Here is a 23,425-nt window from a genome sequence, read left to right as displayed (position 1 = left end):
CTCTCACTCCTGCGTGCTGGCAAGGGCGTTCACCGCCGCCGCCGCCATGGCGCTGCCGCCGCGCCGCCCCCGAACGATGAGGAAGGGCACGCGCCCGTCTTCCGCCAGCGCCGTCTTCGATTCCGCCGCCCCGACGAACCCCACCGGAATGCCGATGACGGCCGCAGGCTTCGGGCAGCCTTCATCCAGCATCTCCAGAAGGCGGAACAAGGCGGTGGGGGCATTGCCCACCACCACCACGGCGCCGGCCAGCCTTTGCCCCCAAAGGGCCATGGCGGCAGCGGTGCGGGTGGTGCCCTGCGCCAGCGCCAGCTCTGGCACGCGCGGGTCATTCAGCGTGCACAGCACCTCGTTTTCCGCCGGAAGGCGGGCGCGGGTGATGCCATCGGCCACCATCCGGCAATCACACAGCAGGGGGGCGCCATCGCGCAGGGCCGCCTCCGCCTTCTGCGCGAAATCGTCGGACATGGCGATGTCGGCGGGCAGGTCGGTCATGCCGCAGGCATGGATCATGCGCACCACCACCCGTTCGGCCGCCGGCTGGTTGCGCCAGCGGGAGAGATCTGCCTCCGCGCGGATGATGGCGAAGGAGCGACGGTAGATCTGCGCGCCGGATTTCTCATAGGTCTCGCGCGTGGCGGGGCGCTTCAGGTCCATCGGTTCATCTGCTTTCGTCATGGGGGCTGTGTGGGACAAGGGTGGCCAGTTGCGCCAGAAGCTCGGGGAAGGACAGGTGCTGGCGTGGCGCATCCAGCGGGCCGCCATCCGGGATGATGGCAAAGCGCTCGCCCTGCGCCACCACGGTCAGGGGGGAGCGTCCGCGCCTGGCACAACCCTTCATGCAGGCGGAAAGATGGATGTCGGCCTCCCTGCCCGGCGCGGGTGCCAGATGGCGGGCAAGCTGGCTGGCGAGGGCATGGCTGTTGCACCGCGCGCGGGCACAGGCCGGTGCGCCCGCGCAGGTGATGATCCGCAGGCGCGGGTCCTCGGCGCGGGTGATGAGACCATGGGCGGAAAGACGCGTCTGCGCCATGGCGAGATGTGCGGCGTTCAGGCCCGGCAGCAGCAAGCCGCGCAGGGGCGTGAGGCGGATCTCCTCCAGTCCCAGCTCCTGCGCCAGCAGGCCGATGCTCTCCAGCGCCCGTGCGGTCATCTGCCCGAAGGGCGGGGCGGCGAACAGGGCGAAGGTGCCATTGGCCAGCCGGCATGTGCCGGCCCGCGACATTTTCGGCCGGGAGAGGTGGGGGGCAAGGGACATGCCCTGGAGCAGGGACATGCCGGCGGCAAGGCGGGGCTGCCCATCACCATTGCCGTCATCGGGAGAGAGGCGGGCGGTTGAGGCGAAGCCGGCCTGCACCAGCAGGGCCCGCCGGGCATTGCCTGTCAGCATCCGCACCCGGCGCCGGTTCACCGCATGCTGCATGGCGGAAATGGCCTGCAGCAGCCGGGGCAGAAGCTCCAGCATGTGCGCCACCGGAAGGGGCGGGCTGGTCAGGGCCGGCACGCCCGCCAGCACCAGCCGCACCTGCCCCGGCGCGCTGGCGATCAGGCGCAGGTCCGGGGCCAGATGGTCGAGGGCGATGCGTCCGCCGCTCTCCACGCCGATCAGGAATTTGGGGGGCAGCCGGACAGTGCGGACAATGGCCTCCACGAGATCGGCCAGAGTGCGCCCATCCACCTGCTCGCTCTCATCCAGCCCGGCAAGAGGGGAGATGACCGTTGCCCGATAGGGTGCGCGGCGGCCGGCATCGTCGAGCCCCAGAGGGGTGAGGCGGGCACGCAGTGGCCCCAGTGTCTCGGCCCGCACGCCCCGGATTTGCAGGTTCGCATGGCTGGTGATGTCCAGCAGGCCGTTGCCGCAGATGCGCGCCGCTTCCCCCAATGCCAGCGCCTGTCGTGGCGAGAGAATGCCGTTTGGCGGATGCACCCGGGCGAGCAGCCCGTCTCCCGAGGCCATGGGCCGCGACAGGCCAGGGCACCAGCCGCGCGCCATGGCCTCCACCACCGGGGAGGGGCAGGAGGGCGCGCGGAGGGCGGGGGCAGGCGGACAGGACAGGGATGAAGCCGGCGCCGCGCCTGCCGGAACCCCCTTCTGGGTGAGAGCGCTCATGGGGCGTCCCCGTCCAGGAGGGCGATGGAGTTGAGCCGGGTCTGCCACAGGCCGCGCCTGCGCATGTCCTGCAACCGTTCACGAATGGCCGCCTCTGCCTGCGGATTGGCTGCGCGCAATGCCCTGTTCACCGTCTGATCCCCGATCCAGGCGGTAAAGATGGCATCAAAAGCTGTCGGGGGCACCTCTTTCGTGGTGGCGGCGAACACGCAGAGCGCATCCAGCCCCTGCGCCAGCTCCGCCGCCCCGCGCCAGCCATGGGCGAGCTGGGCCTCTATCCATGCCGGATGGGTCAGGCGCGCCCGCACGATCCGCCCGAGATCCTCACGCAGGGTGCGGCTTCTGGGCTGCTCGGGGCGGGAGGTGTCAAGGCTGTAGAGGGCGGGACTGGCCCCCAGCAGGCGGGCGGCGGCCGCGAACCCGCCAAAGCTGTCGGCGATGGAATCGCCATCCAGTATGTCACGCTCCGCCACATCGGTTGCATGGATGAAAGCCTGTGCGGCGCGGATGCGTTCGGCGAAGGCGTCGCTGTGTTCGGCCTGTCCCTCGCGCCCGCCAAAGGCATGGGCGCTTTCGGCCAGATACATGCGGGCGAGATCGGCGCTGTCTTCCCATGCGCCATCCAGTGCCCGGCCGGAAACACCCGCCCCATATCGCCCCCATGCCGCCCCGAAAATGCGCTGGAGGCTTTCGCCCTTGCGGCGGCTTTCGGCCAGTGTGTTCCATTCCGCATCCTCATCCAGCGCGGCGATGGCGTGGATGGCCTGATCCAGCAGGGCGATCTGCCCGGGGAAGGTATCGCGAAACGCCCCGGAAATGCGCAAAGTCACATCGATGCGCGGCCGGTCGAGCTTGGGCAGGGGGATGATCTCGACCCCGGTGACACGGGTGGAGCCATCATCCCAGCGCGGGCGCGCGCCCATCAGGGCCAATGCGTGGGCCATGTCTTCCCCGCCCGTGCGCAGGGTGGGGGAGGCCCACAGATCCATGACGATGCGGCGTGGCCAGTCGCCATGGTCCTGCAGATGGCGGCGCACCACCTCATGCGCCGCCCGTTCGCCCAGAAGGGTTGCGGCCCGGGTGGGAATCGCGCGCGGGTCCAGCGTCGCCAGATTGCGCCCGGTGGGCAGAACATCGCGCCGCCCGCGCGCCGGCGCCCCGGCCGGCCCGGGGATGACGAAACGCCCATTGACCGCCCGCAGCAGCCCCTCCCGCTCTCCGGCGGAGCAATCCTCATAACCGGCCGGTGCGGCGGCGAAGACATGCAGGCCCGTGCGCACCGAGGCTTCGCCAATATCGCACAGATGCGCATCCAGCGCGCTCAGTGCATCGCTCATGCCGGCCCCGGTCAGCGCCATGTCCCGCGTCACACCGCATTCGGCGGCAAGGCCGCACAGCTCGGCGCGCTCCAGAATGTCGGCGGCGACGAGATCGGCCCGGCGCGGGTCGAGCACCTGTGCGCTGGCATATTCCTCCACCAGCGCCCGCAGGGCCGCCGCCTCGCCATGCAGCCCTGCCTCGCCCACCTGCGGGGTGAGATGGCCGAGCGTGACAGCGCCGATGCGCCGCTTCGCCGGCGCCGCCTCGCCGGGATCATCGACGATGAAGGGATAGATGACCGGCAGGCCGGCCAGCACAAGACGCGGCCAGCACAGGGGGGAGAGGGCCACGGCCTTGCCCGGCAGCCATTCCAGCGTGCCATGGGTGCCCAGATGGACCAGTGCATCAAACTGTCGCGCGAGGGCGAGGTGAAAGGCCAGATAGGCGTGGACCGGCAGTTCTTCGGGGTCGTGATAGATGGCCTTGCGATCCACGCCGCGGCTGCGGTCCGGCTGCAGGGCGACCAGCGCCTTGCCCGCGCGCAGGGCCGCAAAGCGGAATGCCCCGCGAACACAGGCCGGATCATCGCCCGGCCGGCCCCATCGTTCCAGCAGGGCGGTGCGCGGCGCATCCGGCAAGGCGGCCAGCCAGCTTTCATACTCCGCCAGCGGCAAAGTGAGGGCCTGTGCGGTCCGCGCGCCGGTGAGCCGGGCCATCAGGGCCTGTCCATCCCATGTCCGGGCGGTGTCATGGCCGGCCTGCGCCAGCAGATCAAGGATGGAACAGGTGCTTGCGGGTGTATCCAGCCCCACGGCGAAACCGGCCCGCCCGCCCCGCGCGGGATAATCGGGCAGGACGATGGCGAGGCGCCGTTCATGGGGAGGCGTGTGGCGCAGGCGCACCCAGCACGCGGCCTGCCGGGCCAGGGCGGCGATGCCTTCCCTATAGGGCACCTGCACCCGGCGGGTGAAGGCAAGGGCCGGGTCTTCCTCCAGCTCCTCGCGGAAGGAGACGGGATAGCCGGAAAGACGGCCGTCAAATTCGGGCAGGGCCACCTGCATGGCCAGATCCGCTGCCGCAAGCCCGCGCCCGGATTGCATCCATGCCGCGCATGTGCTGCCCGAGGGGATGGCCTGAAGAATGGGGCAATCGGCCTCATCCAGCACGAAGCCTTCATCCTGACGGGCGGAAAAGGCGGTGGTGGACAAGATGACATCCGGCGGAAAGGCCCGCAGATGCTCTGCCAGGGCGCTGGCGACATCCTCGTCCTTCAGGCTGGTGAGGCCGAGAATGAAGGGGGACAGGCCCTCCGCCTCAAGAGCCTGCGCCAGATGTTCCAGCGGCGCCGTCTCTCCGGCAAGGATCGCGGAGCGATAGGCGAGAATGAGGGCGCGCGGGCACGATGTGGTGCCTTCCGCGGCGGGCAGGGGGCAGATGCCGCGGGCGGCATCCCACTGGAACAGTTTCGGCGCGGGCTGCGGCGACGGCACCGGGACCGGAAGGCCCAGAATGTCGCGGGCCACCAGCCGCAGCACAATCTCCATATTCTGCACCCCGCCCGCGCGGAAACAGGCCGCAAGCCTTGCGCGCAGTTCCGGCGGCACCGTGTCATGGGCGGCAAGGCGCGGGTCCTCGCGCTCGTCACCCGGCAGAATGCACAGTGCAATACCGCGTGCGCGGCACAGGGCGCTGAGTGTTTCCACCCCGTAGCGCCAGTAGTCCAGCCCGCCCAGACAGCGCACCACCACCGCCTTAGCCGCGGAAATGGTCTTTTCCGCATGGAAATCCACCGAAAGCGGATGGCGCAGCTTCTTCAGGCTGGCAAGGCGCAGGGTGGGCGGGGCGTGCAGTGCACCGGCGGGGGGCATGGGCGCGCGCGTCATGGCAAGATGGGCCATGGCAAGGGCGGAAAGGTCGCTGTCCGCGAAGGAGAGCACCACCACGTCACCGGGGGGCTGGTCAAGATCAATGGCCGCTTCGCCATCATCCAGGCTGACAGTGCTGACCGGCAGAAGATGCATGATCGTCTATCCTGCGGCTTCGGTCGTGCGGGTGCGGGGCCGGCTGGCCCCATGCGCCTGCAGGCCGCGTGTATGCCTGCGCCCCGCGCAGGACTGCCGCCTCCGCAAACTGATCGCCCCTGCCTGCCTGTTTCTCACCGTGCACCTGAATTGCGGCCGGATGACCGGATGATGTTTTCTGGCCCATCCACATGACCAGACCCTGTCGGGCGGAGGGGGCAGGCGGCGCATGCATGGCTGCCTGCCACCCCTTCTGCTGCCCGGCCCGTTCAGCCCGCCAAAGCGCGCGCCACGGCATCCTTGTCGAAGTCCTTCAGGCCGATCACCACCAGCCGGCCCTCGCGTGCCTCACCCGCCGCCCATGGACGGTCGAAATGGTGGGAAATGCGCCGCCCCACGCCCTGCACCACCAGCCGCATGGGCTTGCCGGCGACAGGCACGAAGCCCTTGATGCGCAGTACGCCATCCGCCTCGGCCGCGCGCGCCACGCGGGCCGCCAGCTCTTCGGGCGAGGCGGCCTCGGCCACCGGCAGGGCGATGCTTTCAAAGTCATCATGATCATGCGGCTCCTCGCCGTCATGATGGGTCTTGCGGGCGTCGAGATCATTCTCCACGGCGGCATTGAGGCCGAGCAGAAGGGCCGGCTCCACCACGCCATGGGCGGTTTCCACGATCTTCACCGCGCGCGGCAGATGCCCGGAAATCTCCGCCCTGGCCTGCGCCTTGCCGGCGGCATCCATCAGGTCCGCCTTGTTGAGAAGGATGAGATCGGCGCACAGGATCTGGTCCTCGAACACCTCCTCCAGCGGGTTGTCATGATCCACCGCCTGATCCTGCGCGCGCTGTGCGGCGAGGGCTTGCGGGTCATCGGCAAAGAAGCCGGCGGCAACGGCCGGGCCATCCACCACCGCGATCACCCCATCCACCGTCACGCGCGAGCGGATCTGCGGCCAGTTGAACGCCTGCACCAGCGGCTTGGGCAAGGCGAGGCCGGAGGTTTCGATGAGGATATGGTCGGGCGGGTTGTCCGAGCCCAGAAGCTGGTCCAGCGCGGGCACAAAGTCATCCGCCACGGTGCAGCAGATGCAGCCATTGGGCAGCTCCACCACCCGGCCCTCATCGCAGCCCTCTATGCCGCAGCCTTCGAGAAACGCGCCATCGAAGCCGACATCGCCAAACTCGTTCACCAGCACGGCGATGCGCGCGCCATTGGCCTGTTCCAGCACATGACGCACCAGCGTGGTCTTGCCCGCCCCGAGAAAGCCGGTGACGATGGTGCAGGGGACTTTGGCAAGGGTGCTCATGAGCGCGCCTCCACGCACATGGTCTCTACAGCGTGCACATGCGCACCGGGGGCGCTACAGGCGTGTGAAAGGCGCGACATCATCTGCTCCGTCAGGCTCCGGCAGGCGCCGGTCAACTTCCACGGACGGAGCGGACATTCGTCCGGCACAGCGCCAGCCGCCACCCCGGCGGATGGGCCCATGGAAGCAGGGCATGACGGCAGGTCTCCTGGCTTGCGGCATATCCTTTGCGCGCCTTCCCGGGCCTGCGCCCAGTGGCCGGTTGCGCAAGGCAGGGCCGCCTACAGTTGCGGGGGCAGCCGCGGCTTTTCCACCGCATTCCCTTTTCACCTCGAACTTCGAGGCACCGTCGCTTATAGGGTTAAAGGGCGGCGCTGCGCTGCGCAAGCGTGCGGCATGCCGCAGAGCCAGACCTGTGCACGTCCTCCCGCCTTTTCAGTGCCATTTGCAGGAGAGCCCCATGGACAACCCTGGACAGGATGAGCGCGAAGCCGAGCGCTACCGCGAGAAGATGAGGAAGCGCAAGGAGGTGCAGGACAGGGAGGTGGCGGAAAAGACCATCGAGAAGGGTCTCCTTATGGTCCATACCGGGCCGGGCAAGGGCAAGTCCACCGCCGCCATGGGGCTGCTGCTGCGCGCGCTGGGCCATGGCTGGAAGGTGGGCATCGTCCAGTTCATCAAGGGGGCGTGGGAAACCGGCGAGCGCACCGCCTTCGAACGGTTCGGCCCGCAGATCCGCTGGTACACCATGGGCGAGGGCTTCACCTGGGAAACGCAGGACAAGGCCCGCGACATCGCCGCCGCCGAGGCCGCCTTCGCAAAGGCGCGCGAGCTGATGGATGATCCCGGGATCCGCCTCCTCGTGCTCGACGAGCTGAACATCGCCCTGCGCTATGATTATCTGCCGCTGGATGAGGTGCTTTGCGCCCTCACCAGCCGCCGGCCGGACCTGACCATCGTGGTGACGGGGCGCAACGCCAGGCCGGAACTGGTCGAGGCGGCGGATCTGGTGACGGAAATGGGGCTGGTGAAGCATCATTTCAAAGCCGGGGTGAAGGCGCAGAAGGGCATAGAATTCTGATGGCGCGCGCCCTCATGGTGCAGGGCACCGGTTCCAATGTGGGCAAGTCGCTGCTGGTGGCGGGGCTGTGCCGGGTGTTCATGCGGCAGGGGCTGAGGGTGCGGCCGTTCAAGCCGCAGAACATGTCCAACAATGCCGCCGTCACGGCGGACGGGGGCGAGATCGGCCGGGCGCAGGCCCTTCAGGCGCGGGCGGCAGGAGTGGCGCCCAGCGTGCACATGAACCCGGTTCTGCTGAAGCCCCAGAGCGATATCGGCGCGCAGATCGTGGTGCAGGGCAGGGTGTTCGGCACCGCCCGCGCGCGGGAGTATCAGGGCCTGAAGCCCCGGCTGATGGCGGCAGTGCAGGAAAGCTTCGCGCATCTGGGAGCCGAGGCCGATCTGGTGCTGGTGGAAGGGGCCGGTTCAGCAGCGGAGGTGAATCTGCGCGCCGCGGATATCGCCAATATGGGCTTTGCCCGCGCCACCGGCACGCCCGTCATTCTGGTGGGCGATATTGATCGCGGCGGGGTGATCGCCGCGCTGGTGGGCACAAAGGCGGTCATCGATCCGCAGGATGCGCGGATGATCCGCGGTTTCATCGTCAACCGCTTCCGGGGAGATCCGGCGCTGTTTTCCGCAGGAATGGACATCATTGCCGAGCGCACGGGCTGGACCGCGCTGGGGCTGGTGCCCCATTTCGATGAGGCCCGCCGCCTGCCGGCAGAAGATGCGCTGGGGCTTGCCAGTTCGCCCCGCAGGCCCGGAAAGCCCCTCATCGTGGTGCCGGTGACGCCGCGCCTGTCCAATTTCGATGATCTTGATCCGCTGCGCGAGGAGGAGGGGGTGGAGGTGCGCTTCATTTCCCCCGGCACGCCCCTGCCGGCGGATGCGGCGCTGATCCTGCTGGCCGGCTCCAAGGCGACCATCGATGACCTTCTGTTTGTGAAGTCCGAGGGCTGGGACATCGACATCAAGGCCCATCTGCGGCGCGGTGGCCGGGTGATGGGCCTGTGCGGCGGCTACCAGATGCTGGGGCGTTTCATTGATGACAGTGCCGGGCTGGAAGGCCCGCCGCGCCGCGTGGAGGGGCTGGGCCTGCTCGATGTGGAAACGCGCATGGAGACAACCAAGCGGCTGGCCCTGGCCCGGGGGCTTCTGGTGCAGAATGATGTGCCGGTCGAGGGCTATGAAATGCATATGGGAGTGACCACCGGGCCGGATACCGCCCGGCCCTTCGCCCTGCTGGAGGGAGGGCGGACAGATGGCGCGCGCTCTGCCGGCGGGCAGGTGAGCGGCACCTATCTGCACGGGCTGTTCGCCGGCGCGGCCCTGCGGCGCCATGTGCTGGCGCAGCTTGGCGCGCAGGCTTCGGCCTTTTCCCATGAGGCGATGGTGGATGCGGTTCTGGACCGCTTCGCCGACCATCTGGAAGCCCATCTGGATTGTGCGGCGCTGCTGCATCTGGCCGATGCGGGAAAGGGAATGTGATGCGCAGGATTCTGGTCATCGGCATCGGCACCGGAAACCCGGCCCATGTGACCATGGAGGCGGTGGAGGCGCTCAATCAGGCGCAGGTGTTCTTCATTCCGCGCAAGGGCCCGCAGAAGGAGACGCTGGCCCATGTGCGCGAGGACATCTGCAAGCGGTATATCCGCCATGATGCCTACCGCTTCGTGGATGTGGACATTCCCGCCCGCGCGCCCAACCCTTCCGATTACACCGCCACCGTGGCCGACTGGCATGCCCGCATAGAGGAGGCCTATGCCGGTGCCTTCCTGCGGGAACTGGCGGAGGACGGGTGCGGGGCCATGCTGGTGTGGGGTGACCCGGCCTTCTATGACAGCACGCTGCGCATTCTCGACCGGATGCAGGCGCGCGGTTCGGTCATGTTCGAGCATGAGGTGATCGCCGGCATTTCCAGCGTGCAGATGCTGGCCGCCCGCCATCGCATCGCGCTCAACCGGATCGGCGAGCCGGTGCTGCTGACCACGGGCCGCAAGCTGCGGGATGGCTTTCCCGCCGATGCCGACAGCGTGGTGGTGATGCTGGATGGGGAGCAGACCTTCAGCCGGATCGATCCACAGGGCCTTGAAATCTATTGGGGGGCCTATCTGGGCATGGAGGAGGAGATCCTCATGCACGGCCCCCTGGACCTGCTGGCCGCGCGCATCTGCACCGCGCGGGAGGAGGCGCGCCGGCGCCATGGATGGATCATGGATATCTATCTGCTGCGCCGTATCCCCGCCGGGATGGCTGATCGGGCATTTTGATCCGGCCCGCATTCGGCTGCACCCGGTGACCGATCTTTTTCCGCCTGTCCTGCTCCCGCAATGGGGCGGGCGGCTTCCCTGAAGCGGAAATCAGGGTGAATTCAGATATGTAACCTTGCTTCTGTTTCTGAAGAAGGTTGGCCAATATCTTTTGGTATTTTCGGTCATCTTCGAAAATCATGGTTAATATGGACTGAATGCCATGATCTGGTGCAGTTAATATTTTATTTTATATTCCATAATTGATTGTATCTGTAAAAATTATACCTCTCAGGAAGGGCGCAAGCGCCCCATTTCGCTGGGGAATGGCGGGAAAAAACGTCATCCGCGCATCGCGCTTTCCGGCAGGCATGAATCCGCAGCTTTAGTCTATATCGCCAAAAGTACGGTATGCGCTGTGCGCAGGTCTGCTAATACTTGAGATCTTGGCAGACTGCCGGCCGGAGGGGCTGGGTGGCTGCGGTTCAATAGAAAAAAGAACACACGTCTGGAAAACCGGGCGATCTAGGGAGCATCAGATGGAAACATCACTGGTCGAGAAAATCTCGGCAAACCCTGATTATCAATTGTTGAAATCAAAGCGCTCAAGTTTTGGATGGATCCTGACGATTCTCATGCTGATCGTCTATTACGGGTTCATCCTGCTGGTGGCCTTCAACAAGGAGTTCCTCTCCACCCGTATCGGTGATGGGGTGATGACTTACGGTATCCCGATCGGCTTCGGCGTGATCCTGTTCACCATCATCATCACGGGCATCTATGTGCAGCGCGCCAACAGCGAGTACGACGCCCTTTCCGAGAAGATCAAGCGGGAGGTTCTCAAGTGAAGACCGCTCAGAAGCTTTTCGGGCTGGCCTCGGTTCTCGCCGCCGCCACCCTCGTGCCGTCCCTCGTTCATGCCGCTGGCGGCGACCTTGGTGTCGCTGAAAAGCAGGCGACGAACTGGACCGCCATCATCATGTTCGGCGTGTTCGTGCTGGCCACGCTGTATATCACCAAATGGGCGGCGGGCCGCACCAAGTCGGCGGCGGACTTCTACACCGCCGGCGGTGGCATCACCGGCTTCCAGAACGGGCTGGCGATCGCGGGCGACTATATGTCCGCCGCATCCTTCCTGGGTATTTCCGCTGCCGTTATGGCGTCCGGCTTCGATGGCCTGATCTACTCGATCGGCTTCCTTGTCGGCTGGCCGATCGTGACCTTCCTGATGGCGGAACGCCTGCGCAACCTTGGCAAGTTCACCTTTGCCGACGTGGCCGCCTTCCGCTTCGCCCAGACTCCGGTGCGCGTGTTCGCGGCCTCCGGCACGCTGGTTGTGGTGGCCTTCTACCTCATCGCCCAGATGGTGGGTGCAGGCCAGCTCATCAAGCTGCTGTTCGGTCTCGAATACTGGATCGCGGTGGTGATCGTCGGCGTGCTGATGATCGTCTATGTGCTGTTCGGCGGCATGACCGCCACCACATGGGTGCAGATCATCAAGGCCTGCCTTCTGCTCGGCGGCGCATCGTTCATGGCGTTCATGGTGCTGCTGCACTATGGCTTCAGCCCTGAGCGCCTGTTTGCCGGCGCGGTGCAGGTGAAGGCCAATCTGGCCGCCGAGAAGGGTGCTGATCCCGCGGCCGCTGCGGCCGCCGGCCAGTCCATCATGGGCCCCGGCTCGTTCGTGAAGGACCCGATCTCGGCCATCTCCTTCGGTATGGCCCTGATGTTCGGCACCGCCGGCCTTCCGCACATCCTGATGCGCTTCTTCACCGTGCCTTCCGCGAAGGAAGCGCGCAAGTCGGTGATGTGGGCCACGGGCTGGATCGGCTACTTCTACCTGCTCACCTTCATCATCGGCTTTGGCGCCATCACCTTCGTGCTGACCAATCCGCAGTTCCTTGAGCCCGGTGGCGGTCTCATCGGCGGGTCGAACATGGCGGCGGTGCATCTGGCCAATGCGGTGGGTGGCAATGTGTTCCTCGGCTTCATCTCGGCCGTGGCCTTCGCGACCATCCTTGCGGTGGTGGCCGGTCTTGCGGTCTCCGGTGCCTCTGCCGTGTCGCATGACCTGTACTCGACCGTGTTCAAGGGCGGCAAGGCCGACAGCGCCTCGGAGCTGCGCGTGACCCGCATCACCACCCTGGCCCTGGGTGTGCTCGCGGTGATCCTCGGCATCGCCTTTGAGAAGCAGAACGTGGCGTTCATGGTGTCGCTGGCCTTCGCGGTCGCCGCCTCCGCGAACTTCCCGGTGCTGTTCCTCTCGGTTCTGTGGAAGAACTGCACCACGCGCGGTGCGGTGATCGGCGGCTTCCTTGGCCTCATCTCCTCGGTGGTGCTGACGATCCTGTCGCCGTCGGTGTGGGAAGCGACCCTCGGCAATCCTGCCGGTTCGGCGCCGTTCCCCTACACCTCTCCGGCCCTGTTCTCGATGACCATCGGCTTTGTCGGCATCTGGCTGTTCTCCATCACGGACAGCAGCGCGCGTGCCAAGAAGGACCGTGAAGGCTTCGTGGCCCAGCAGGTGCGCTCCGAGACGGGTATCGGTGCGGCGCAGGCGTCCTCGCACTGATCGAACCCAGACATTTCCCGCGCCGGGTCCGTATCCGGCGCGGGACCAACCGGAACAGCGCGGCTCGTCCCTCAAGGGGCGGGCTGATGCGCATGAGAACGAGGGTGTCATGCGCCCCACATCCGACAAGCCGCAGGCGGGACAGGGACAGGAACAGCGCGAGTTCATCTCGCTCATGTCATCCCGGGTCGGTGAGGCCTATCTGCGCAAACCCTTTTTCGTGGATGGCGATACCGATCTCGTCACCCTGTGCCGGGCCCTGTCCAGCAAGGGCATCAGTGATGCGCTGGTGCGCGACGGCAAGCGCCTTGGGGTGTTTACCACCACCAATCTGCGCGATGCCCTGATCCGCGGCGTCCCGCCCGAGCAACTGGCCGTGCGTGAGGTGGCGACCTTCGAGCCATGGTCCGTCAGCGTCAATGATGAGCTGTACAGCGCGCTCATCCTCATGCTGCGCCATCGCATCCATCGGGTTGTGGTGCGCGATGGCGAGGAGGTGGTGGGGCTTCTGGGCCAGCTCGACCTCATGGCCTTTGTCGCCAGCCATTCCCATCTGATCGCGCTGGAAATCGAGAATGCCCGGGATCAGGAGGCATTGCGCGTTGCCGCCGGGCAGATCGACAGCCTCATCGGCGTGCTGAATGACGATGGCGTGCGGGTGGATATCATTGCCGGGCTGGTGGGAGAACTGAATCGCCATTTGTTCCGCCGCCTGTGGGAACTGCTCGCGCCGGATGATCTGCGCGAGAACAGCTGCCTGATCGTGATGGGCAGCGAGGGGCGCGGCGAGCAGATCATCAAGACCGATCAGGACAATGCTCTGCTGCTGCGTGATGGCTTCACCTGTCCGCAACTGGAGGAGGTGACACAGGCATTCACCGATGCGCTCATCTCCTTCGGCTATCCGCCCTGCCCCGGGGGGATCATGGTCAGCCGGCCGCTGTGGCGGCAGTCCCTCCGCGAGTTCCGGGCCACCCTGCGCCGCTGGATCTATGAGGCGGGAGCCAGTGACGGCCCCATGAATATCGCCATTTTTCTGGATGCGGAGATGGTGGCGGGTGACGAGGCGCTGCTGAACGAGGCCCGCGCCGCGCTGAACCACATGCTCAATGACGATGCCGGCTACCATGCGCGTTTCGCGCGGGCGGTGGAGCAGTTCGCGGAAGGGGGAGGCTGGTGGTCGCGCCTGCCGGGCTTGAGAGGGCGCGAGGCGGCGGAGATCGACCTGAAGAAGCTGGGTCTGTTCCCCATCGTGCACGGGGTGCGCGCGCTGGCCTTCGAGTTTCGTCTGCCCATGCGCAGCACCACGGCACGCCTGCATGAACTGGTGGAGCAGGGGCGGATCGAGGCTCCCCTCGCGCGGGACCTGACCGACGCCCTGCATTTCCTCATGGGGCTGAAGCTCTCCAACAATCTGCGGCAGATGGCGCAGGGGCGCGCCCCCGGAAATGCCATCCGCCTGAGTGATCTGGGCACGCTGGACAGGAAGGCGCTGAAGGATTCCCTTGCCATCGTGCGGGAGTTCAAGGCCTGGCTGGCCTGGCATTACCGGTTTGACCGGTTATGAACCGGCAGCGCCATGAAAGCCCCGCCATGAGGGGGCCCCGGCCGCAGGTGCTTCTGGCCCTGTGCGCGGCTGGTGTGGTGCTGTTCAATTTTCCGCTGCTGATGGTGTGGGACAATCCTGTCACCCTGTTCGGCTTGCCACTGCTGCCCGTGGCGCTGTTTGCGGTATGGGCGGTGCTGATCGTGGCGCTGGCGCTTGTCTGTGAGGCAGGGCCGCGCAGGGGGACGGGCGGGCGCGTGCTGGAAGAGGAGAACGGGGCGGGGGGAGCCGGGGGAGAAGGGTTAGCCATACCCTCCGTCTGGCCGGAACAGCCGGTGATGGAGGGGGAGGGGCCGTCTCCATCCGCACACCCTGCCCTGCGTCCTGTCTTGACGGGGCCGTCGGCCGCTTCCGTCTCCGGGGCAGGTATGGAGGCGGAGGGCGCGCGCCATGGTCGCGAGAGCTGAACCAGCCTCCCGTTTCCGCCGGCCGGCGGGAAGGAGGGCGGCATGAGTCCCTTCCTCGTCATCGGGGCCTGTATCGGCTATCTGCTGGTGCTGTTCGCCATTGCCGCCTATGCCGACCGGCGCGCGGCAGAGGGGCGCTCGGTCATCTCGAACGGGTGGATCTACGCGCTTTCGCTCGCGGTCTATTGTTCCGCCTGGACCTATTTCGGCTCGGTGGGGCGGGCGGCGGCGAGCGGAATCTGGTTTCTGCCGATCTATCTCGGCCCCATGCTGGCGATGATCCTGGCATGGGTGGTGGTGCGCAAGATGGTGCGCATCGCCAAGACCTATCGCATCACCTCCATCGCCGACTTCATCGCCAGCCGCTATGGCAAGAGCCCGCTTCTGGCGGCGCTGGTCACGCTCATCACCGTGGTCGGGATCGTTCCCTATATCGCCTTGCAGTTCAAGGCGGTTTCCGCCGGCTTCCAGATTCTGACACAGGATGCCGCCGCCCATGCCTTGCCGGCCTGGTGGGGGGATGGGGCGCTGGTGGTGGCGGTGGCGCTGGCCGCCTTCACCATCATTTTCGGCACCCGTCACCTCGATAGCGCGGAGCGCTATGAAGGCATGGTGGCGGCCATCGCCTTCGAGAGTGTCGTCAAGCTGGTGGCGTTCCTCGCGGTGGGGATTTTTGTCACCTATGGCCTGTTCAATGGCATGGGAGATATCTGGCAGAAGGCGCAGGCGCTGCCGGGCATGGATGAGCTGCTGCGCCTGGGCGGGGGAGAGGGGCAGGAGGCATTCGGCTATGCCCAGTGGTTCACCCTCACTTTGCTGTCCCTGCTGTCTGTTCTGCTGCTGCCGCGCCAGTTTCAGGTGATGGTGGTGGAGTGCGTGGATGAGCAGCATATCCGCCGTGCGGCATGGGTCTTTCCGGCCTATCTGCTGCTCATCAATATCTTCGTGCTGCCTCTCGCCATTGGTGGTCTGGTGCTGTTTGGCCCCGGCGGGGAAGACCCGGAAACCTTCGTGCTCTCCCTGCCGCTGGCCTATGGCGCTCCGGTTCTGGCGCTGTTTGCCTATATTGGCGGGCTTTCCGCCGCCACCGGAATGCTGATCGTGGAGACGATCGCCGTATCCACGATGGTGTGCAATGATCTGGTGATGCCGACATTGCTGCGGATGAAGAGTTTCTCCGCGCAGGCGGGGGGAGACCTTTCACGTCTTCTGCTCAATATCCGCCGTGTGGCCATTCTGGCCATCCTGCTGCTGGGTTATCTGTATTTTCATGTGGCGGGCGAGGCTTATGCGCTGGTCTCCATCGGCCTTATCAGCTTTGCCGCGGTGGCGCAGTTTGCCCCGGCCCTGTTTGGCGGCATGTACTGGCGCGGGGCGACGAAAGCCGGGGCGCTGGGCGGGCTGTGTGGCGGCTTTCTGGTGTGGGCCTATACGCTCATGCTGCCCTCGGTGGCGAAATCGGGCTGGATTTCCGATGCGTTCCTCGCCCATGGCCCGTTCGGCCTGACCCTGCTTGCGCCCGAGCAGCTCTTCGGCCTTTCGGGGCTGGATAATCTCACCCATGCGCTGTTCTGGAGCCTGCTGGTCAATATCTCGCTCTATGTGGGCCTCTCGCTGTGGCGGGCGCCTGCGGCGCGCGATGCCAGCCAGGGGCTGCTGTTTGTCGATGTCTTCGAGCGCACGGGCGAGGGCGCGCCGGTGTTCTGGCGCGGGCGGGCACGGCTGGATGACCTGATGGCCCTTGCCGCCCGTCTGCTGGGAACAGAGCGCGCCCAGCGCCTGTTTGCCCAGCATGCCCGGGAAACCGGCGTGGCCGATGCGCGGAATCTGGAGGCCGATGCCCGCCTTGTGGATCTGGTGGAACGGCAGATTGCCGGCGCGGTGGGCAGCGCCTCGGCCCGGGTGATGGTGGCGGCGGTGGTGGAAGAGGAGCCTCTCGGCATCAATGATGTGGTCGAGATCCTGAATGAGGCCTCGCAGCTGCGCATCTATGCCCGGGCGCTGGAGGACAAGTCCCGCTCGCTGGAGGTTGCCTCGGCCGAATTGCGCGCCGCCAATGCCCAGCTGAAAACGCTGGACCAGATGAAGGATGATTTCGTCTCTTCCGTCAGCCATGAGCTGCGCACGCCGCTCACCTCCATCCGCGCCCTGTCCGAGCTGATGCACGACACGCCGGACATGGAGGTGGAGCAGCGCGACGAGTTCCTGCGCATCATCGTGCAGGAGAGTGAGCGGCTGGGGCGTCTGGTCAATCAGGTGCTGGACATGGCCAAGCTGGAATCGGGCCTTGCCGAATGGCACAGCGTGGATGTGGACATTGTGGGCCTCATCCAGAACAGCGCGACCACAACCAGCGAGCTGTTCCGCAATCGCGGTGCGCAACTGGTTCTGGATGTGCCGCAGGATGTGCCGCTGCTGCGCGCGGACCCGGACCGGCTCACACAGGTGCTGCTGAACCTGCTCTCCAATGCCGCCAAGTTCGTGCCGGAGGAAAACGGGCGGGTGGAGCTGCGCCTGAGCGTGGAGGATGACGCGCTGGTGGTGCGGGTGAGCGATAATGGGCCGGGCGTTCCGCCGGAGGATGCCGAAACCATTTTCCAGAAATTCCGTCAGGGCGGGGAGGATGGCAACCGGCCCCCCGGCACAGGGCTGGGCCTGCCGATCAGCCGACAGATTGTGGACCATTTTGGTGGTAGCATGTGGCATGAAAAGGCAACCGGAGGTGGAGCCTGCTTCGCCTTCCGTTTGCCGCTCAGGGTGCAGGGGTGAGGCCGCCCCGCGCCAGTTGACGTGCAAGAACAAGAAGGATTGCGCCGCGTCGTCTCGCCGCCGCAGGTGCAACCGGAGACAGAGGGGGAGACCATGAGCCTGAACGCCAGCCCTGCCGCCAGCCGCAAGGTTTTGATTGCCGATGACGAGCCCAATATCGTCATCTCCCTCGAATTCATGATGAAGCGCGCCGGCTATGAGGTGCTGGTGGCGCGGGACGGGCTGGAGGCGCTGGAGAAGATCCGCGCCGAGCATCCCCGCCTCGTTCTGCTGGATGCCACCATGCCGGGCATGAGCGGCTTTGATGTGTGCGCTGCCGTGCGCGCCGATGCCACCTTTCGTGACACCCGGATCATGATGCTCACCGCCAAGGGGCGCGAGAGCGATATGGCGCGCGGCATGGGGGCCGGTGCGGATCTTTATGTCACCAAGCCCTTCTCGACCCGTGAACTGGTGCAGAAGGTTGAGGAACTGATGGCATGAGCGGTTCGCGCACGGAAAGGCGACACCTGTTTCTGGCCGGCCTGCCGGGCCTTGCGCTGGCGTTGTGGATCGGGCTTGGCGCCCTTGTCGGCTGGCTCACGCTCTCGGGCGCGCAGCAGGCGGCCCTCACGGCTATTCTGGGCCCTCTGGCGGAGAGCCATGGGGTGCTGCTTTTTGCCTGGTGGCTGCTGCCGGCCGTGCTGGCGGCGGGCGCCATGCTGCGCTTTCATGCCCGCGCCGTGAGGCCGGTCGCCCGTCTGACCGATGGCACGCGGGCTCTGGCGGAAGACCCTGCCGCGCCGGATGTGCGCACGGATGCAGCCGGCCCGGTGATGGAGCTGGCACAGGCCATCAATGCGCTGGCGGACACGCGCCGCGCGCTGGCGCTGGATATGGAAAGCCGTGTGGCGGAGGCCAGCCGCAGCGTGGCCCAGCAGCGGGACCAGCTTGCCGCCCTGATGGCGGAGCTGGAGCAAAGCGTGGTGGTGTGCAATCTGGAAGGGCGCATCCTGCTCTATAATGCGCGGGCGCGGGCCCTGTTTCGCCGGGTGCTCCATTCCGATGAGTCGCCGGGCATTCAGGCCAGCGCCGCCATCGGGCTTGGCCGCTCCATACATGCCATGATCGAGCCGGCCTATCTCGACCATGCCCGGGCCGAGGTGGAGCGGCGCATTGCACGCGGGGAAGCAGGTTCTTCCGCCCGTTTTGTCATCACCACACCGGCAGGGCATCTGTTGCAGGTTTCCATGGCGCCGGTGCGTCCGGCCGGGGAAACCGGGGTGGTGGGCAGTGGCGAGGGGCGCATCTCCGGCTTCGTGCTGCTGCTGGATGACATCACCGAGGAATATGAGGCCCATGTGCGGCGCGACCAGCGGCTGCTGGAGCTGACGGAAGCCAGCCGGGCCTCCTTCGCCAGCATGCAGGCCGCGCTGGACATGCTGGATTATCCGGACCTTGCGCCTGCCGAGAGGGAAGGCTTCCACAGCATCGTGCGCGATGAGGTGCGGGCCATGAGCATCCGCCTTGCCGCGCTCGCTGTCGATGCGGCGCAGGATCTGAAAACGCGCTGGCCCTTGCAGAACATGGCGGGGGCGGATCTGCTCTCCACGGCCATGGAGCATATTCATGCCGCCACCGGCGCGCCCATGCCGCCGCCGCAGGTGGAGGGTGCGCCATGGCTGAGCGTGGACAGTTTCTCCCTTATCCGCGCCCTGACCTTCCTTGCCGGAAAGCTGGAGGCGGAGCAGCCGGGGCTGGAACTGGCCCTGCGGCTTTCCCCGGCCGGCGGGCGGGTGCATCTGGACCTGATGTGGCGGGGGGCTGATCTGCCGGCGGAAAAGCTCACCACATGGCCCGCTCTGCCCATGGCGGGGGATCTGCCGAAAGGAGCGGCGATGCCCCCGCTCTGCGTGCGCGATGTTGCCGAAAGACATGGCGGCGAGGTGTGGCTGGAGCGGGAAGAGGGCGGCGCGTGCAGCTTCTTCCGCTTTCTCCTGCCGGTGGAGGCCGGTGAGGCGGTGGACCTGCTCAGCCCATCGGACAGTCGTCCGGAATATTATGATTTCGATCTGCTGGCCGCCCGTGCCGGCCACCGGGATCTGGATGAGCGCGAGCTGGGCGAGATCAGTTTCACGGTGTTCGATACCGAAACCACCGGCCTCGACCCGCGCGGGGGAGATGAAATCCTCCAGATCGGGGCAACACGCATCGTCAATGGCAAGCTGTTGCGCGGGGAAAGCTTCGACCAGCTGGTGGACCCGCAGCGCTCCATACCGGAGGCCGGAATTGCGGTGCATGGGGTGACGCCGCAGATGGTGCGCGGCCAGCCGACCATTGCGGAAGTGCTGCCGCGCTTTCGCGCCTATGTGGCCGATACGGTTCTGGTGGGGCACAATGTGGCGTTCGACATGCGCTTTCTCAAGCTGAAGGAGGACAGCACCGGTATCGTGTTCGACCAGCCGGTGCTCGATACCCTGCTGCTGGCGAGCGTTGTCTATCCCAATGAGGAGCGTCACGGGCTGGAGGCGCTGGCCGAGCGGCTCGGCATCCGGGTGGAGGCGCGCCACCGGGCACTGGGCGATGCGATCATGACAGGTGAGGTTTTCCTGAAGCTGGTGCCGCTGCTGCGCCAGCGGGGCATTCTCACCCTGCGGCAGGCGCGGGAGGCGGCGGCTGAAAGCTATTATGCGCGCCTGCGCTACTGAGGCAGCCGGCCATGCGCCCGGGCCTGTATGGGGCCGGGCGCGGCGTTGCGCAGGCAAAGCCTTGTTGCTATAGGCGGCCTGCGCTTCCGCCGTGAAAAGCCAAGCAAAATGGATTCAGAATGAAAATCGCCGCAATCTCCATCGTTCGTGATGAAGGGGACATCATCGAGGCCTGGGCGCGGCATAATCTTCATTTCTTTGACAAGATCTTCGTAATCGACGATCAAAGCAGCGATTCCACACCGCAAATACTGGAAGCCTTGCGCGCGGAAGGGCTGCCGGTGGAACTTGTGCCCCATGCGCCGGCCCGCAGCTATTATCAGGGCAGGAGCATGACCCGGCTGATGGCCCATGCCTATGCCGAGCAGGACTGGGATTTCATCTTCCCGCTCGATGGCGATGAGTGCCTGATTGCGGAAAGCCGGGAAGCGCTGGAGCAGGAGCTTTCGGGGATCGGCGAAGGCCGCGTCGCCGGCCTGACAAATATTGATTACATCATGACGGCGGAGGATGATCTGTCCGATCCCAATCCGCTGACACGCATGCATTATACGGCCCCTTGCGCCGGCACCGTGTTCAAGGTTGCGCTGCCGCGCAAGCTGGCGCGCACGGCCGATGTGCTGATTGCCGATGGCAGCCATTCGGCAACGCAAAATGGCATCAAGATCCCCGATGTCGTGCTGAAGACCATTGCTCTTGCACATTTCCCCGTCCGCTCGCGCGAGCAGCTCGTGGCGAAATGCCTGTGCGCCTATATGCGCTGGAAATCGCGCCACGATTACAATGACAAGTTTGCGCAATGGCCGATCCGGGCCGCGGATTTCCTGCGGCGTGAGAAGAGCCTGACTGTCGATGATTTCAGCTCATTCTATGCAAGCTACCATGCCGGCGCGGCAGGAGAGCTGGTGAAGCGGCCCTTCCGCGAATGCCGCGGCACCATGCGCCATCTCGATCTGGCAGGCTTCTATCCCTACAGGAGCATTCTGTGTGCCGTTGACGGGCTGATCGATGCGGCGCGGGTGGGGGCGGCGGTTCAGAATAATGAACTGCTTGCCGCCGAGCGGGCAAACCTGTCTCCATGGGCGCGGTTTCTGGAAAAGAACTTCCGCTCTATTGCCCGGCGCTGGAGAAAGATGACGCAAAAGGCCCCTGACGCCTGACGCCTGATGTCTGAGGGCGTCTGTCCGGCTTCCTGAAACGGGCGGGCAGGGGCGATGCTGGATGCCCGCCCTGCCCGGGATGTTCAGAAGGTCATCGCCACGCGGGTGCCGACGACGGCGGCATCCGGAATGGTGCTGTTGGGCTTGAGCGGATTGGCGATATTGCCGCCCGGATGGAAAATATACTGGAAGAAGGGCTGCACCGAGAGCCAGGGCGCAACGGCCGCCTGATAGGTGATTTCAAGCGCCGCCTCATAATTCGGCACAGGATCATGCGCATTGGAAAGCAGATTGTTGATCCGCGCATTTTTGGCGAGTGAGGGGCTGATATTGGCATAGGCGAAGGCCACGCCGAACACATCCTGATCCCGCCCCGGCAGGGGGCCGGTATAGGCCAGGCCAACATCGAAATACCAGTTCACCTGGTTGCGGTTCTGCTGGGGGCCGAAGGTGAAGCGGGAAAAGCCGCGCAGGCCCTGATCGGTCGTGCCCGGCTCGGTCCACAGGGCCTGATCGATGATGCCATAGATGGCGTAGTTGCCCTTCTCCTTCATGGGATCTGAAGAGGCCTTGGGGGTGCCCAGCGGCCAGCCATTTTCGGAGATGTTCAGATTGTCGAATTCTTCTGAATCATAATAGGCACCGAACTTGTAGGTGCTGGACTGGAATTCCTGCGCTCCTTCCGGAGTATATGTATAGGCCAGTTCGGCAATGGCAAAGTATCCATTGCCGATGGGGAAGGCCAGACCATTCTCGTTCTTGCCGTTTCCGGTGGGGTTGCCATTGAATATGGCGGCCTGGAACAGCCATGCATCATCCGGCTGGATAATGATCTGCACACCGGGCGTGGCCATAGGGTAGGCCGGGCCGCCGCCGGGCTGGTCCACCGCAAAGCTGCCGGGCCAGCCAAAGGTGGAGTTGATGAACAGGCCGGCGGTATCACTGATGGTGAAGTTCTGGTCACCCAGAATCTGGCCGACCTTCAGCTTCAGCTTGCCATCGAACAGGCTCTGCTGGAGCCAGATTTCACCAAGACGGACCTGCGGATCGGCCTCGATCGAGGTGATGGTGAGGATATTGTCGAGATAGTAGGTCGACAGGCCATGGCCCTGAATGACATAGCCGGCGGCATAGAAGGTGCCGCCTTTCCAGCCCATGAAGGTGTCGAGATCAATCGTCATCTCGGGTTCGAACGCGGCGTCATAGGCGCCGCCCTGCCGCGTTCCGCCATTGAGATTGCCCAGAATATCCATGGTCTGGGTGATGTTGAAGGTGATGCCCTTGTCCGCCAGCAGGGTGCGCAGGCCGCCCCAGTCCCCAAAGAGCTGGTCCTGCGCCAGCAGCGCCTTGGCGGAAGGCGGCAGGGTGAAGGAGGTCATGGGGCGGGAGGAGGCCTGCTCCTGTGCAAGGGCCGGCGAGACTGCGCAGCCGAGAGCAATCAGGCTGGCGCCAGTGAGCAGTGCCCAGGAACTGCGGGTGCGGGGCCTGATTTCATATGGTGCTGCACTGCCCCTTGAAAACTGCAAGCCCATTGCCGCCCCCGCGTCATCTCTTCAACATTCCCGGAAAAGTGCGTCTTGCACCTCCAGGTTTTCGCATATCGCTGTCTTCGTCCGAGAACAAGGAAATTACGTCACATTGATTTTGAAATTGATACAAGTGGTACGGGTGTGCGGTGTGACGAATGATGTTGTAATGGCTAAAGGTATAATCCTGATTTCAGACTGTAATGATGAGAAATATTCCCTATTGGGAATCTGCTTCCTCATTATGGCAGTTTAGAGCGCTTCTGATCTGCCGGTTGCTTGCCTACGGGGTCATTGAAGTGTCATCATGGTGTCCCGGCACCGGTAATGGTGGGGCGTGAGAGGGCATTCCCAAGGTGTTGGAGGCGATGCCCGGTGCCTGTTGCAGTCTGGATTATATCAAATGGTGTATACTCTATGTTTTGCATTGCACAAGAGCGGGCCTGCGCAAGTGCGTTGACAGTTCGCTCAAGCAACCCTACCTCTTAAGGTGCCGGCCGGCTTGTAAAAACAGAGTTTGTGCTGTCCCGCAGCCAGAGCTCAAGGGGGATCAGATCATATGGCCCTACGCGTGTCCGGAAAGAATATCGACATCGGTGAAGCCCTTCGCGAGCGTCTCACGCAGCGCGTCT

The 23,425-nt window shown here is 65.3% G+C and carries 16 protein-coding genes and 1 riboswitch; of the genes, 11 read left to right on the top strand and 5 right to left on the bottom strand.

The genetic code is table 11. The features are described 5' to 3' along the window. Positions 1-3: 3 nt before the first annotated feature. From ACT6QG_RS03645 to cobW, 4 genes are all read right to left on the bottom strand, one after another. On the bottom strand, positions 4-657 hold the full coding sequence (locus ACT6QG_RS03645) for a precorrin-8X methylmutase (RefSeq protein ID WP_444976380.1): 654 nt from the start codon (positions 655-657) through the stop codon (positions 4-6). A 4-nt stretch (positions 658-661) separates the two neighbouring features. After that, positions 662-2,110: a precorrin-3B synthase gene (cobG, locus tag ACT6QG_RS03640; RefSeq protein WP_444976247.1), complete on the bottom strand. Its 1,449-nt coding sequence runs from the start codon at positions 2,108-2,110 to the stop codon at positions 662-664. Continuing rightward, the gene (gene cobN / locus ACT6QG_RS03635; protein WP_444976246.1) at positions 2,107-5,451 is read right to left on the bottom strand and encodes a cobaltochelatase subunit CobN; all 3,345 of its coding nucleotides are present in this window, start codon (positions 5,449-5,451) and stop codon (positions 2,107-2,109) included. The genes cobG and cobN overlap by 4 nt, the downstream gene beginning before the upstream one ends. Before the next feature lie 269 nt (positions 5,452-5,720). Further along, positions 5,721-6,755: a cobalamin biosynthesis protein CobW gene (cobW, locus tag ACT6QG_RS03630; RefSeq protein ID WP_444976245.1), complete on the bottom strand. Its 1,035-nt coding sequence runs from the start codon at positions 6,753-6,755 to the stop codon at positions 5,721-5,723. Between the two features lie 181 nt (positions 6,756-6,936). Further along, positions 6,937-7,121, bottom strand: a riboswitch (cobalamin riboswitch). A gap of 94 nt (positions 7,122-7,215) precedes the next feature. Here cobW and cobO point away from each other — a divergent pair. The 11 genes from cobO (at position 7,216) to ACT6QG_RS03575 (ending at position 21,267) form a co-directional block, all read left to right on the top strand. Continuing rightward, the gene (gene cobO, locus ACT6QG_RS03625; protein ID WP_444976244.1) at positions 7,216-7,836 is read left to right on the top strand and encodes a cob(I)yrinic acid a,c-diamide adenosyltransferase; all 621 of its coding nucleotides are present in this window, start codon (positions 7,216-7,218) and stop codon (positions 7,834-7,836) included. Continuing rightward, complete coding sequence (locus ACT6QG_RS03620; protein ID WP_444976243.1) at positions 7,836-9,305, top strand: cobyric acid synthase; 1,470 nt, start codon at positions 7,836-7,838, stop codon at positions 9,303-9,305. Before cobO ends, ACT6QG_RS03620 begins: the two co-directional genes overlap by 1 nt. Beyond that, positions 9,305-10,087 (top strand): precorrin-6A synthase (deacetylating), encoded by a 783-nt coding sequence (gene cobF / locus ACT6QG_RS03615; protein ID WP_444976242.1) that lies wholly within the window; start codon positions 9,305-9,307, stop codon positions 10,085-10,087. Before ACT6QG_RS03620 ends, cobF begins: the two co-directional genes overlap by 1 nt. Before the next feature lie 518 nt (positions 10,088-10,605). Beyond that, complete coding sequence (locus tag ACT6QG_RS03610; RefSeq protein ID WP_444976241.1) at positions 10,606-10,914, top strand: DUF485 domain-containing protein; 309 nt, start codon at positions 10,606-10,608, stop codon at positions 10,912-10,914. Next, the gene (locus ACT6QG_RS03605) at positions 10,911-12,638 is read left to right on the top strand and encodes a cation acetate symporter (RefSeq protein WP_444976240.1); all 1,728 of its coding nucleotides are present in this window, start codon (positions 10,911-10,913) and stop codon (positions 12,636-12,638) included. The genes ACT6QG_RS03610 and ACT6QG_RS03605 overlap by 4 nt, the downstream gene beginning before the upstream one ends. Before the next feature lie 109 nt (positions 12,639-12,747). Next, positions 12,748-14,205 carry a DUF294 nucleotidyltransferase-like domain-containing protein gene (locus tag ACT6QG_RS03600; RefSeq protein ID WP_444976239.1) on the top strand — a complete coding sequence of 486 codons (1,458 nt, stop codon included), beginning with the start codon at positions 12,748-12,750 and terminating at the stop codon, positions 14,203-14,205. 26 nt (positions 14,206-14,231) lie between these two features. Next, positions 14,232-14,651 carry a hypothetical protein gene (locus ACT6QG_RS03595; RefSeq protein WP_444976238.1) on the top strand — a complete coding sequence of 140 codons (420 nt, stop codon included), beginning with the start codon at positions 14,232-14,234 and terminating at the stop codon, positions 14,649-14,651. A 42-nt stretch (positions 14,652-14,693) separates the two neighbouring features. Continuing rightward, entirely contained in the window at positions 14,694-17,420 is a 2,727-nt protein-coding gene (locus ACT6QG_RS03590) for an ATP-binding protein (RefSeq protein WP_444976237.1), read from the top strand. Between the two features lie 93 nt (positions 17,421-17,513). Further along, a complete protein-coding gene (locus tag ACT6QG_RS03585; protein WP_444976236.1) occupies positions 17,514-17,903 on the top strand; it encodes a response regulator transcription factor in 390 nt (129 codons plus the stop codon). Continuing rightward, positions 17,900-20,107, top strand: a complete 2,208-nt coding sequence (locus ACT6QG_RS03580; RefSeq protein ID WP_444976235.1) for a 3'-5' exonuclease — start codon at positions 17,900-17,902, stop codon at positions 20,105-20,107. Before ACT6QG_RS03585 ends, ACT6QG_RS03580 begins: the two co-directional genes overlap by 4 nt. 119 nt (positions 20,108-20,226) lie before the next feature. Next, on the top strand, positions 20,227-21,267 hold the full coding sequence (locus ACT6QG_RS03575; protein WP_444976234.1) for a glycosyltransferase family 2 protein: 1,041 nt from the start codon (positions 20,227-20,229) through the stop codon (positions 21,265-21,267). 83 nt (positions 21,268-21,350) lie between these two features. On the opposite strand, the gene ACT6QG_RS03570 is transcribed toward ACT6QG_RS03575, so the two are convergent. Continuing rightward, complete coding sequence (locus tag ACT6QG_RS03570) at positions 21,351-22,646, bottom strand: carbohydrate porin (protein WP_444976233.1); 1,296 nt, start codon at positions 22,644-22,646, stop codon at positions 21,351-21,353. Positions 22,647-23,425 lie beyond the last annotated feature (779 nt).

It is taken from the genome of Haloleucobacter ellipsoideus (assembly GCF_052491725.1).
Note: the sequence above shows the minus strand (reverse complement) of the source record. Positions and strands in the feature narration are given on the sequence as shown.

What these genes read in the sequence shown, in the direction of transcription:
- cobW (WP_444976245.1), bottom strand. Translation starts at nt 6,755, where the DNA reads ATGAGCACCCTTGCCAAAGTCCCCTGCACCATCGTCACCGGCTTTCTC.
- ACT6QG_RS03620 (WP_444976243.1), top strand. Translation starts at nt 7,836, where the DNA reads ATGGCGCGCGCCCTCATGGTGCAGGGCACCGGTTCCAATGTGGGCAAG.
- cobG (WP_444976247.1), bottom strand. Translation starts at nt 2,110, where the DNA reads ATGAGCGCTCTCACCCAGAAGGGGGTTCCGGCAGGCGCGGCGCCGGCT.
- cobN (WP_444976246.1), bottom strand. Translation starts at nt 5,451, where the DNA reads ATGCATCTTCTGCCGGTCAGCACTGTCAGCCTGGATGATGGCGAAGCG.
- cobF (WP_444976242.1), top strand. Translation starts at nt 9,305, where the DNA reads ATGCGCAGGATTCTGGTCATCGGCATCGGCACCGGAAACCCGGCCCAT.
- ACT6QG_RS03595 (WP_444976238.1), top strand. Translation starts at nt 14,232, where the DNA reads ATGAGGGGGCCCCGGCCGCAGGTGCTTCTGGCCCTGTGCGCGGCTGGT.
- ACT6QG_RS03570 (WP_444976233.1), bottom strand. Translation starts at nt 22,646, where the DNA reads ATGACCTCCTTCACCCTGCCGCCTTCCGCCAAGGCGCTGCTGGCGCAG.
- ACT6QG_RS03610 (WP_444976241.1), top strand. Translation starts at nt 10,606, where the DNA reads ATGGAAACATCACTGGTCGAGAAAATCTCGGCAAACCCTGATTATCAA.
- ACT6QG_RS03590 (WP_444976237.1), top strand. Translation starts at nt 14,694, where the DNA reads ATGAGTCCCTTCCTCGTCATCGGGGCCTGTATCGGCTATCTGCTGGTG.
- ACT6QG_RS03575 (WP_444976234.1), top strand. Translation starts at nt 20,227, where the DNA reads ATGAAAATCGCCGCAATCTCCATCGTTCGTGATGAAGGGGACATCATC.
- ACT6QG_RS03645 (WP_444976380.1), bottom strand. Translation starts at nt 657, where the DNA reads ATGGACCTGAAGCGCCCCGCCACGCGCGAGACCTATGAGAAATCCGGC.
- ACT6QG_RS03580 (WP_444976235.1), top strand. Translation starts at nt 17,900, where the DNA reads ATGAGCGGTTCGCGCACGGAAAGGCGACACCTGTTTCTGGCCGGCCTG.
- ACT6QG_RS03585 (WP_444976236.1), top strand. Translation starts at nt 17,514, where the DNA reads ATGAGCCTGAACGCCAGCCCTGCCGCCAGCCGCAAGGTTTTGATTGCC.
- cobO (WP_444976244.1), top strand. Translation starts at nt 7,216, where the DNA reads ATGGACAACCCTGGACAGGATGAGCGCGAAGCCGAGCGCTACCGCGAG.
- ACT6QG_RS03600 (WP_444976239.1), top strand. Translation starts at nt 12,748, where the DNA reads ATGCGCCCCACATCCGACAAGCCGCAGGCGGGACAGGGACAGGAACAG.